Annotated in this window: 4 protein-coding genes; all 4 read left to right on the forward strand. The window is 66.9% G+C overall.

Translation table 11 applies throughout. The annotated features are described in order from the left end of the window. The first annotated feature begins 173 nt into the window (after window positions 1-173). The 4 genes from F1734_RS13225 to F1734_RS13240 all read left to right on the forward strand — a co-directional run bounded on the left by F1734_RS13225 (window position 174) and on the right by F1734_RS13240 (window position 12,914). Window positions 174-3,590: a hypothetical protein gene (locus F1734_RS13225; protein WP_040271251.1), complete on the forward strand. Its 3,417-nt coding sequence runs from the start codon at window positions 174-176 to the stop codon at window positions 3,588-3,590. Next, window positions 3,587-8,494: a DEAD/DEAH box helicase gene (locus tag F1734_RS13230; protein WP_203010671.1), complete on the forward strand. Its 4,908-nt coding sequence runs from the start codon at window positions 3,587-3,589 to the stop codon at window positions 8,492-8,494. Before F1734_RS13225 ends, F1734_RS13230 begins: the two co-directional genes overlap by 4 nt. 50 nt (window positions 8,495-8,544) lie before the next feature. Further along, on the forward strand, window positions 8,545-11,322 hold the full coding sequence (locus F1734_RS13235) for a DEAD/DEAH box helicase family protein (RefSeq protein ID WP_203010672.1): 2,778 nt from the start codon (window positions 8,545-8,547) through the stop codon (window positions 11,320-11,322). Between the two features lie 65 nt (window positions 11,323-11,387). Continuing rightward, on the forward strand, window positions 11,388-12,914 hold the full coding sequence (locus F1734_RS13240) for an SIR2 family NAD-dependent protein deacylase (protein ID WP_172603513.1): 1,527 nt from the start codon (window positions 11,388-11,390) through the stop codon (window positions 12,912-12,914). The last annotated feature ends 106 nt before the right edge of the window (window positions 12,915-13,020 follow it).

Consider the following 13,020-nt stretch of genomic DNA (forward strand, 5'->3'; position numbering starts at 1 on the left):
GCGCAGGACACGTTAACTTCCCGGCCGGCGGCGGCTGTGCCCGCTGCTGGTCGGGGCAGAGTCTCTGAATCGATCCACCGTGGCCGGACCGGTTACAACTCCGCCCTGTTTGCGACGTCTGTCGGTGTGATGTGGCACAGTGCGCGCAGGATCGTGAGGAGGGGCAAGGTTCTTTGAGCAGTACGTCGTTCCGCAAGAACTGGTTGTCCGACCGGGAATTCGAGTTCCGGCAGCGGCTGGAAAAGGCATCGCTGGTCGTCGAGATCAATCTCGACGAGAACGAGCTGCGGGACCTGCAGGGCATGTACGGCGCCGAGGCCGCAGAGATGCTGCGCAGGGGTTCCGTTCCGAACGACGTCATCCGCGCGTATCCGGCGTTGACGCTCGCGATCCTGGTGGGGCAGGCCTGCGTGGGTTACGAGCAGCACCGCTACTGGGACGAGTTCTTTCTGCAGCTCGATCTCGAGCGGGACCAGGTGTTCGAGCAGGCCCTGCGCCGATCGTTGCGCGATCTGCTGCGCAAATTCCGGCTGCGGGACTTTCCCGAACTGAAGAACGAGTACGTCCAGCTCATGGCGCTGCATTCGGGCTTTCCCGTGTACTGCCTGCGCGACGTCGTCGACCTGCTGGAAGATCGCATGGTCGGCGGCACGGAGATGACCGGCGCCGCAGTGATCGAATGGCTGCTCCAGCCCGGCAAGAAACACCGGATGAACGACCTCGACGTGCCGGTCCGCAACTTCATCCAGTACGGTGGCCAGCTCGCCATCGACATCCTCAACCGGATGATCGAGTTCCTCATCTTCACCGCCTCCACCGACGGCTGGGCCGCGGCCGACATCGACCTGGAGACCTCCACCACCGGCCTGCCGACCATTCTGCTCGACCGGTTGATCGAACTGGTCGAGGAGCGGCCGTTCGGCAGCGGTCCACGTCCGGTCGTGCCGCATCGGCGGCGGATGCGCAAGCCGACCATCGCCTTCCTTCCGCTCGATCGGCAGATCGTCGTCGAGGTGCCCTACCCGGACGTCGAACCGGACGTGCCGTGGCGACTGTCGTTCGACGGTGACACCCGCCCGGTGCTCGCCGAACCCGGGTGGGGCGTCCGGCCGGGCGAGGAGCACCCGCCCACGCCGGTGCCGGTGCCCGCTCCGGTGCGCGAGATCCTCCTCCAGCACACCCCGAGCGCCGCGACCGCCCAGGTGGCGGTCGTGGACAAGACCGACCCGCTGCTCGTGTTCGACCTCGACGGCAGGTGGATCCCGCGGCACACCACCCTGCCCCGGGGATGCGTGTTCGCCGTGCATCCGAGTGATGCGCAGGTCGTCGACGTCGGCACCGGTCGCACCCTGACCCCGCTCGCGCCCGCCGAGACGGTGACCGGATGGCGGGGCTGGGTGGTCGCCGAGCTCGATCTGTCCACCAGCGGGTCCATCGCGCTCGAGCGCGGAGGGACCCGTCCACCCGGTGCGGTGCGCACCGTCCGGGACCCCGCCACCCCGACGTTCGAGCACGGTGCGGCCGTGGCGGGTCTGACCACGCTCAACGGACTCACCGTGTACGGGTCGCGGCCCGAGGTCACTCTGCCGGCGAACCCCGGCGTCCAGGACATCGCGTGGCGGGTGCGGGTCAAGCGGCCCGACTCACCGACGTGGTTGATCGACGCGGAGATCCGCGGCGCCGACGAAGACCTGGTGGTCGACCCGTTCGAAGAGTTCGACGACGCCGTGCTCGGGCTCTTCGACATTCGAGTGTCCGGTCCCGTCGGCACCGACCTGCGGCAGCAGGCGTTCTACGCCGAAGGGATCTCGGTCGAGTACGGCGTACCCTTCCGATTCCCGGTCGGCGGTGGTCTGAAGCCGGTGACCGCAACCGTGCACAGCGAATGGGACCTCACGGTTGCTCCTCCTCGCATCGACTTCGCCGCCGGAGAACGCGACAAGCAGGTGACCGTCGCCAGGCCCGGACGTACCTACCGGCTGCGACTGACGCCGCCGTACGTGCAGATGCGCGTCGATCCGGTCGGAGCGCCGGCGCAGTGGCGCACCAGCGCTGCGGTGCTCACGCCCGCCGAACTCGACGAGGACCGGATCGTCGCCGTGCACACGCCGGGTGCCGCTGCTGCCGTCTTCCACCTGGAAGACCCGAACGGGCGTCTGCTCAAGGACGTCACCCCCGACGCCCCGCACTACGACTACTTCCAGGCTTCCAGCCGCGTCTTCGTCGATGCCGCCCGCAATGCGGGTCGGTGCCGCATCGTCGCGCTGGTCGACGACGAGGCCGGCCGCACCACCAAGATCGTGCTGTCGCACGTGCGTCCGGCGGCATTGTGCGCCGGCATCGGCATCGACGGCGGTGACCTGGTGCTCGAGGATCCCGCCGACGAGCAAGACCTCGCCCTCAACGTGTGGGCACGGACCGCGCCGTGGCGGCCCGTGCAGACGCTGACCGTGAGCGCATCGCGAGCCCGCCTGCCGGAACGATACGTGGGCGCCGGACCACTGCTGGTGCAGGTGTTCGTCGACGACCCCTGGGTGACGATCACCCCGCCCTCGTGGCCGGACGAGTCGGCCATCGAAGTCACCCAGCCGGGCTGGATGCCCGACGAGTCACGGGAACGCGACAACCTCGCCCGGTTCCTGGCCGGCGAAGGGCCCGCGCCGTCGGACGCGGTCCGCATGCCCGAAGTGTGGTCCGCGCTGGCGTTGCTGCCGCAGGACGCCCACGACGTACACACGCAGAGAACACGGTCGGCGCTGAGCCGCATCCTGAAGGAGAACCCCCGTGCTGCCCTGGAGGCACTGGGCAACAGCACGATCCCCCTCCCGGACATGATGTCGCTGTACATCCGGACCGGACTGGTGTTCAAGAGTTACGGGGCGGACTACACCCTCAACGATCTGCATCACGATCCGTGGGTCGGGTGCATGGTGGAGATCGCGGACCTGCCGTCTCTGTTCGCCCGTCGCACCTACGTTGCCGAGGAACGCGCAGAGACCCTCGACTACCTCGAGGACAAGGGCGGCGCAGCGCTGATGGAGGTGCTGCGCCACGGCAAGTCGATGTCCCTGTACGAGGGCGTGTTCGACAAGGACACCGTGCTGTTCGATACCCTGCCGAAGGCGCAGGTGGAGAGCATCATCGCAGCCGCCCGGTTCGTTCCCGGGGCACTGCTCGACACGGACACGCGTGTCAGCGCCGTCATCGACGCCTTCCACGCCCGACGAGAATGGCTGACGGACGGATGGTCGTCGGCCTTCGGGTCCGCCACTGTGCGGTCGCTCGACATCGTCCGCAGGACCAGAGGACTGATCCACCGGGAGGTGGCCGCGCGCAACGAGAAGCTCGACGGGGTCGACACGAGCGCGCACAAGTGGATGCTTCTGCCCCTGCAATCGCTGACGTTGGCGGTCCTCGCTCGACTCGACGCCCACCGGATGTTGCGGCACGCGCCGGTGACGTCGGACTTCCAGGAGGCATGGGCACGCATGGCACAGTTGTGCCCCCGGCTCGTGATGACCGACCTGTTGATCGCAGAAGCTCTCGTGACCCACGCGTGCCACGGTGACCTGATCGGAGAAGAGGCATGACCGGACGGCTGGATCCGCTCGCAACAGCGCAACAGATCGAGGGCAGCTACAAACGCTACCTCAAGACCCTGCTCGGGCCGAGTGACCCGGCGATCGCCGCGGCGTTCGACAGTGCCATCGACGAGACCAGGTTGCTCACGAAAGGACCGCTGCTCGAGCTGACCCCGCCGTACGCGCCGGGAAAGTCGATCCCCGAACTCGTCGCCGAGGGCGTGCTCCATCCCGGGCTGACAGCGCTCTACCCGAACCCCCACGATCTGCGCCGACCGCTGTACCAGCACCAGGAACGCGCCATCCGCAAGGTCACGGCCGGCCGCAACATCGTGGTCAGCACCGGCACCGGCTCGGGCAAGACCGAGAGCTTCCTCCTGCCCGTCATCAACTCACTCGTCGCCGAGCGGGAAGCCGGCACGCTCGGCCCGGGCGTGCGGGCCCTGCTGCTCTATCCGATGAATGCCCTCGCCAACGACCAGCTCAAGCGCCTTCGCGACATGCTGAAAGACCTGCCCGACATCACCTTCGGCCGCTACACCGGCGAAACGCTGGAGTACGCGGACAAGGCAGCGAGCCGATTTCGGGACCTGAACCCGGGGCAGGAGCGACTACCCAACGAACTGCTCAGCCGCGAGGAGATGCGCGCCCGCCCCCCGCACATCCTCCTCACGAACTACGCCATGCTCGAGTATCTGCTGCTGCGCCCCGCGGATCTCGACCTCTTCGACGGCCCCTACGCCGGGACATGGCGATTCATCGCGCTCGACGAAGCACACGTCTACGACGGAGCCCAGGGGTCGGAGGTCGCACTGCTGTTGCGACGGCTGCGGCAGCGTGTCGCACCGGACTCGGCACTGCAGTGCGTTGCGACATCCGCCTCCCTCGACGGAGACCCCGACGAGGCGATGACGTTTGCGCGCAATCTCTTCCAGGCCGAATTCGAGTACGTCGACGGCGACCCCGACCGGCAGGACCTGGTCACGCCGACCCGGTCGGACCGCCGCGAACCCGGCACCTGGCAGCTCAGCGACGACGAGCTGCTCGAATGGTCCAGGCCCGGTGCCGACCTCGCGGCGCTCGCCGCCCGCTCCCCGGACGGGGACGCGGCCGAGGCGCTGCACGCGGAGAAGACGGTCGTCACCTTGCGCACCGTGCTCGCCGGCGGGCCGCTCGACGCGGTCGCGCTGGCGGAGCGGCTGTGGCCGGGGGACCCGTGCTCGCGGGAGAAACTGCAGGCGCTCGTCGCGCTCGGCTCGTCGGTCACCGATCACAGCGGCAACCCCGTGCTCTCCGCGCGTTACCACATGTTCGTGCGGGCCACCGAGGGCGCATTCGTCAGTTTCGGGGACGAACCGACCGTTCTCCTCGGCCGGCACGAGATCGACCCGACGACGGGGCGGGCGATGTTCGAGTTCGGCACCTGCCAGCGCTGCGGGGCCGTGCACCTGGCCGGCGATCTCGATACCCGCAAGAACGGTAAGTTCTTCGTACCCAGCGTCAAGAACGACGCCTCGGTCAAGTGGCTCGTCCTGACCGACGCCCCCGACACGAGCGTGGACGAGGACGACGAAACCCTCGGGGACAGCCCCGGTGCCGGTGATTCCGGCATCCGCTACCTGTGCACCGGATGCGGTCTGCTCAGCGACGTCGACGGGCTCTGCCCGATCGCGGATTGTCCCGATGGCACGATCCGGCGGGTGCGGGAGCATCGCGGCACCAAGAAGGTCATGAGCACCTGTACCGAATGCGGCGCCAGCGCGCGGCAGATCATCCGGCGGCTGCGCACCGACGTGAACGCCGCGCCCGCTGTCATCACCACCGCCCTGTACCAGCAACTCCCCGCAGCCGAAGCGGGCACCACCGCCCGCGGGCAGGTCGGTGACGGACGCAAACTGCTGATGTTCTCCGACTCCCGCCAGGCGGCGGCGTTCGCCGCTCCGTACCTCGGCCGCACCTACGGGCGGTTGCTCGAACGACGCTATCTGACCATGGCGTTGCAGGACCGCAAGTACGAAGACGAGGATCTCACCGTCGAAGATCTCGCGATCATCGCGCTGAAGAAGGCCAAGGCGGCGCACCACTTTCCGGAAACCGCCGGCCGGGTGACCACCGAGAAGGCCGCCAACGAGTGGGTCATGGGCGAGCTCATGACCATGGACCACAAGCAGTCCCTCGAGGGTCTCGGACTGATGCGAGTGGCGGTGCGGCGCAAGGAAGGTGTGTCCGCTCCACGCGGGCTGACCCAGCTCGGCCTCACGGAGGACGAGGCATGGGATCTGCTCGACGAACTGCTCAAGACCGTCCGGCTGCAAGGCGCTGTGAACCTTCTCGACGAGGTCGACATCACGAGCGAGCGCTTCGAGCCGCGCAACATGCGTATCCGGATCACCCGGGTCGGCTCGAACCCGAAGAGCAAGGTGATCTCGTGGTTGCCGAGCGGACGCGCCGGGAGCACCAACAACCGCGTGCGGTTCGTGACCAAGGTCCTCGCCGCACTCGGGCACGACATCGACGCCGGGAAGGTCCTCGACGGATGCTGGCGCTTCCTCGTCGACAACGGATACATCACGCACACACCCGACAAGTTCGAAACCGACGCGCACCAGATCGAGCACACATTCCTGACGGTCCACAACGGCATGGACTGCCGATGGCACCGCTGTGACGGGTGTCGACGGATCACCGCGTTCAACGTCCGCGGTGTGTGCCCGAACAGCGGCTGCTCCGGCAAGCTGCTGCCTTACGACATCCCCCCGCTCGCGCAGGACACCAACCACTACCGCAACATCTACGGCACCCTCAGCCCCGCCCCGCTGGCCGCCAAGGAACACACGGCACAGTGGACCGCTCAGCAGGCCGCCGAGATCCAGCGAGAGTTCATCGACGGCAAAATCAACGTACTGTCCTGTTCGACGACGTTCGAGCTGGGCGTCGACGTCGGCGATCTGCAGTCCGTGGTCATGCGGAACATGCCGCCGAAGACCGCCAACTATGTGCAGCGGGCCGGACGTGCCGGCAGACGCGCCTCGTCGGCGGCTCTCGTGCTGACCTACGCCACCCGCAACTCGCACGACCTGGCCAAGTTCCAGGACCCGAAGTCGATGATCGCGGGGAAGATGCGGATCCCGTGGATCCCCATCGAGAACGAGCGCATCGGCCGACGACACGCGCACTCGGTGGCGCTGGCGGCGTACTTCCGGCACGGCGCCGAGACCAGCGGAACACCCTGGAAGGAAACCGGCCAGTTCTTCCGGTCCGGGCCGCAGGGCGAGGCCTCCCCGGCGTCGCGCGTCAAGGCCTTCCTGAGCCCGGTGCCCGCGGAGATGCGCGAGGACTTGCGGCAGATCCTGCCCCCCGACGTGCAGACACAGATCGGAGTCGACACCGACGCCTGGGTCGACGAGCTCGCCGAACTCCTCGACAAGGTGGAGCAGGAGGTCGAAAACGACTTCCGCACCTTCCGCGAACTGATCGAGGAGGCCAAGAACGCCGAGCAGTTCCGGATCGCCGAGCATCTGCAGAAGACCTTGCGGACGATCGACCAGCGGCAGCTGCTCGGATTCCTGGCCAACAAGAACATCCTGCCCAAGTACGGCTTTCCCGTCGACACGGTCGAGCTGCGGACCCAGCACTGCCAGGAACCGGTGGGCGCACATCTCGAATTGTCCCGGGACCTGAGCCAGGCGATCTACGACTACGCACCGGGCAACCAGATCGTCGCCGGCGGCAAGGTGTGGACCTCGCGTGGCGTGCACCGAGTCCCCAAGCGTGAACTCGAGCAGTTCGAGTACCGGGTGTGCCGCAACTGCACGCGATTCGAGGCCGGTCGCACGCTCGACGTCGGCGTGGTGTGCGCGGGCTGCGAGGAGCCTTTCACCACCGTCCGGAAATTCGTGATCCCGGAGTACGGATTCGTCGCCGACCGCAGGGCGACCGACGTCGGTACCGCACCGCCGGAACGGAGGTGGAACGGAGCGAGCTACGTCGAGGACATCGGGGATGTCGTGAACACGTTCACGTGGAAATCCACCGGCGGAATCGCCGTCGAAGCCAAGGCCGGCATCCGGGCACGCATGGCGGTGATCTCCGAAGGGGAGGGTGCCGGCTTCCTGCTGTGCGCATGGTGTGGCTGGGCCACCGCGTACTCCGGACGAGGCACACCGCGCAAACACGAACGGCCCGTCACCGGACAGCCGTGCGAAGGACCGCTCGAACGCGTGTCACTCGCGCATCGGTACCAGACGGACGTCGCCGAGTTCACCTTCGGAGACGTGGCCTACGACAAGGACAGCGAGGCGCGCTGGCTGTCCGTGCTGTACGCGCTGCTCGAGGGCGCATCGAAGGTACTCGAGATCAGCCGCGACGACATCGACGGCACGCTGTCGTGGAGCCGCGACGGCCGCCGCAGCATCGTGCTGTTCGACACCGTCCCCGCCGGTGCGGGAGCGGCGAAGAAGATCGCCGAGAACCTCGAGGTCGTCCTTGCCGGGGCGGTCGAACGACTCAACTCCTGCGACTGTGGCGAAGAAACCTCCTGCTACGGGTGCCTGCGGACCTACCGCAACGCCCGGCACCACGACAGACTCACCCGCGGCGGCGCATTGGCGATCTTCCGTGAGATCTCGGTTGCCGGTGGTCTGTCCCAGCCGTGGCAGTCGGCGCTCGACATCGTCGATGCCGAGGCGCGACCGCTGCTGGCGCAGCTCGCGGAGCGAGGCGCGCCCGTGCCGACGATCGGGACCGAAGTGGGTGACGGCTGGCCCTTGGAAGTTCTGTGGGAGGACGTCAAGGTCGCGGTCGTGGTGACCGACGACGACGAGCGGGACACCTGGCTGACCGCACGCGGATACTCGGTGATCCCCCTCGAACGTGCTGATGCGGACGAACTCGCAACGCGGTTCGCCGCATAGGCTCCGCAACTCGATTCCACATGACGCACCAGCCCCGGATCGGAGTGCCTGTGAACGAAGTCGACGAGCAGGTTGCGCGCACCGTCCGCGTCTTTCGCTGGGAAGCGGTGGACGCGCCCCTGACGCGGGCCTTGCTGACCGCGGCGTACGGCGCCTCGGGGCAGCAGGGCGAAATCCCGAAGGTCAAGAAGCTCGACGGTGAGCGGCTCGCGGAGCACGCCGCGAAGGCTCTCGGCCGACCCCTCGCCGCGAAGCATCTCGAAACGAAGGCTGTGGTCGAGGTTCTGCGGAGCAAGTGGATCCCGACGCTGTCGAACGACGCTCTCGACGACCTGATCTGGAGTATCCAGCTCTCCTTGTACGAACCCGAGCGCTCCGCGACGCCGAACACCAAGGCGCAGCGCCTCGAGTTTCTGCGGCAGCGCAACAACACCAAGAACTTCCGCAAGAATCTCCGATCCGCGTTCCTGCGTGCCCACAAGGTGCCTCAGCCCGCGCAGTCGAAGCCCGGAGCGAAAGGTGGGGGGCATGTCGCATTTCGCGAGCTCGTCGGTCTCGACGAGACCCCGATCGCACCGTATCCGCACCAACGCGAGGCGTGGGCGAACCTCGACCGCCTCCTGACGAGACAGGCGGACGATCGGGCGGGTCTCCTCGTACTACCCACCGGCTCCGGGAAATCGTTCACCGCTGTGCACTGGCTACTGAAACAGCTGGAAGCTGATCCGCATCTGCGGGTGTTGTGGGTTGCCGATCAACAAGAGCTCGTCGAGCAGGCAGCCCGAGAGTTCGAACGGGACGCCGCGACGATGCCCGACGACTTCGTGCGCCGGCTGCGGGTCATCCACAGCGGTGCGAGTCCGAAGAGCGCACTCGCCGATCCGGATCTCGACGTCGCCTGTGTGACACGCCAGTCGCTCATCGCCGGGAAGTCGGCGGACCTGCTCCGAGGGCTGCTGGAGTCGTTCCTGTCCCGTCCGACGATCGTGGTGATCGACGAGGCGCACCATGCGGTAGCCAGGACGTATCAGGACCTGCTGGGCGTGATCAGGGACGTGGACGCGACGACGGTCCGGATCGGCCTGACCGCGACTCCCTGGCCGAGCGGGCAGGGCATGGTGGCGCTACTCGAGTCGACATTTCCCGAGCATCTGATCTCGGTCGACACGTTGCAGCTCATGCGGGACGGCATCCTGGCGCAGCCGATCGTGCACACAGTCGTCACGGACGAACAGGTCAAGTTGGAGGAGGGCGAGCTCGAGATCCTCCGGCGTGGCGACTTCTCCGCAAGCATGCTCCGCCGGTTGGATACCGAGCGCCGCAACACGCTCGTGGTCGACACCTGGACCTACCGGAAGGAGCAGTGGGGCAAGACCCTCGTGTTCGTGGGCAGCATCGACCACGCAGACCATCTGGCCGAGACCTTCCTCGGTGCCGGTGTGGAGTGTCTCGTCCTGCACAGCGAATCGGAACTGCACCGCATCCACGTCCTCCACGAATTCCGGGAGGCCAACGGACCGATCGTCCTGGTGAGCGTCGGAATGCTCCTGGAAGGGGTCGACATACCGGACGCGCGGACAGCCTTTCTCGCGCGGCCGACGCTGAGCCGGATCCTGATGCGACAGATGATCGGGCGTGTACTGCGGGGACCGGCGGCCGGTGGGGACGAGTGCGCGCACGTCGTCGCGCTGGAGGACCACTGGCTCGACGGGATCGACGTGCTGTCACCGGTCGACATCCGGGAGGTCCCGCCCCCGGAGGTCGTCGTCGACGGTGAGGGGCAAGGAGCGCACCGGCTGCCTGCTGTACCCGACGAGATCTCCGGTGAGCCGATCCCGGAGAACATCCTGCGGCGCGTCGAGCGCGCGTATGCCGAAGTTGTTCACAACCGCCTGTTCACCGTCGAATCGGCCACGCTGATCGGCTACTACCAGCTCAGCGACGTCAACGTCCCGGTCTTCGAGCACACCCTCGACGCGTGGAACGAGCTGATCGAGGCGAAGCTCGACGGCTCGAAGCTCCCGGTCAAGAGCGTCCTCGACCTCTTCGGTGATCTGGCAGCCCCGCGCCCGACACGGAGGGACGTCGACGCGGTCGTGACCGAGGTGCTGGCGACCGGCAAGTGGCCGACCCTGGTCGAGATCAAGTCCGTCTTCTCGATGCATGCGGCCGCCCGGCGTCTGCTGAATGCACCGGCGATGACAGAGAAGGCACGGATCGACTGGTTGCGGAAGGAATACGAGTCCACCCTCGCCCGCACGGCGTTCGCGTCATTTCACGCCTTCAGCGAGGCATTGGGACAGCACGTCCTCATGTCGTCCGGCGCGATTCGCAGCGTCGCAAATCCGGAGGCCCCGCGGGTGGCCGTGCCCGAGCCAGGACTGCCGCGTCTTCATCGTAAGACCTCGCGCGAGATCGAGCCGCTCTCGAGGACCGCGGCGGCGAAGGGTCGCGAACTGCTGTGGGATGCCGGCGAGCACGACTACGCCGACTGGCTCACGCCGTCGAATCTCCCGACAGTGCGCTGGACACGCAGACCGGTCCGGTCCACCTTCGCGGTGTGGGTCCCGAACATCGGTGGAAAGTCGAAGGGTGCACCTGTGGTGCGCGTCAACCGGCTGCTGCAGGCACCGAAGACGCAGGTGCCCGACGACCTGCTCGAGTACCTGCTGTGGCACGAGCTGTGCCATCACCTCTTGCCGGCCCACGGACACGATGCCGAGTTCTACCGCCTTCTGACGATGTGGCCGGAGTTCGCTCGGCTCGACCACGAGCTGGACAGCCTGCCGGAGCGTTACGACCTCGATTGGGCGAGCACATCCGTCTGACGTGCGGCGGGACTGCCGGGACGGTCCGAGCGTCCCGATCCTTGCGGTCCTGTTCAATGGGCGCTATGGCCGGTCATCTGTTCGTGATCCGCGGAGATCTCACGCACCTGAAATGCAACGCACTGCTCGTACCGTGTGATTCGAACTGGGAAGTGATCTGGGAACATTGGTCAGCGCTGCTTCCTGAGGATCAATTCGAGCCGTCCTATTGGGGCCGGCGGTGGAAGGGCCGAGCCCGAGGCCGGACCGCCGACGTCTGGACACACGACGAGCGCAGGATCTGCCTTGTCGTCACGGCGGATGGACGAGACGACGCGGACTGGGTGGCCGCAGGCGTCACCGAAGCCGTCGAGCGGTTCGCGACCGACCGGCGACTCGTCGCGGGTCGCGTCAAACCGCTGATCGCGCTTCCGCTGGTCGGCACGGGCGCAGGCGGTTTCGAGTATCGCCGTGGCACCCTGATCCGTGCACTGCTTCCTGCCCTACGCACAGTGGCTCATCGGGCCGATGTGGACGTGGCCTTGGTGTTGCGGGACGACCGCGATCATGTCGCCATCCAGGGCCAGAGATCCAGCACGGACTGGGAGGGCTTCGCTGCCGATGAACTCCGGGTTGCTGATGAACTCGGAGCGCGAGCGGCCCGTCAGGAACTGTCCCTGTTCCTCGGCTCCGGCGTCAGTGTTCCGTTGGGCCTACCCGATTGGAAGGGACTGCTCGAGGAGATTGCCGGAGAGGAAATCTCCGACTACACGCCGGAGAAGGCACCTGCCATTGCCCAAGAGCTCGAGGCGAGAATCGGCCGAGGACCCCTGGAGGCCGAAATCATGAGAAAGGTGGCCGTTTCCGGGTGCGCGCCGGCGCACCTCCTACTTGCCGGTCTCGCGGTTCGGCAGAACGTGACCACCAACTATGACGCAGCGTACGAACTGGCCTTCGACGGGAGCATCGGGTCGGCCGCCTATCGAGTCATGACCCGTCAGATCGCCGATCAGCCTGCCCCATGGCTGTTGAAGCTCCACGGTGACGTGCGACGCCCGTCGTCGATCGTCGTGACCGAGAACGACTATCGGAGACTGGAGACCCACCACAGCGCCACACTCGCAGTGGTGGAGTCCCTGTTGATGACGAGTCACCTGGTTTTCGTCGGCTACAGCCTGGCGGATCAAGATTTTGCCGACGCTGTGGATCGCGTACGCCGAGTCCGGTCCCTGGCTGGAGCGGGCGGCGAGCGCAATCTGGCCACGGTGCTCGCCCTTCATCCTGATTCCGTCTCCACTCACCAGGGATTCACCACGGTCCCGATGTCGTCGACGGGCAGCGCCCGAGATGCCGCCCGCCGGCTCGAGATCTTCCTCGACCGGATGTCGTGGGCGGCCGCTCGACACAGCAGTAGGTCGGATGCGTACCTACTCGATCCCGACTATGCCGACCTGTTCGAGGACGACCACCCGTCCGTACGCTTGCGTGAGGTGCTCGAGCCGCTCGTCGCGCTGCCGGCGAACGACCCTGCTCGAAGGTCCAGCGGTTGGAGAAGAGTCGAAGAGATGCTGACGGAGTTGGGAGGACGGCCGCGGGTCGCCGAACAGCGGTGAGGACCACTCTCCTGTTCGATACACCGGTACGGCCACGTCGGCTGGGCACTCCGCGCGTGGTCGACGCTCAGGTTCGCCCATCGTGGCTCGATCCACGGCACATTCC

The sequence above is a fragment of the Rhodococcus ruber genome, assembly GCF_016804345.1.
In the GTDB taxonomy this organism is placed as follows: Bacteria; Actinomycetota; Actinomycetes; order Mycobacteriales; family Mycobacteriaceae; genus Rhodococcus; species Rhodococcus ruber.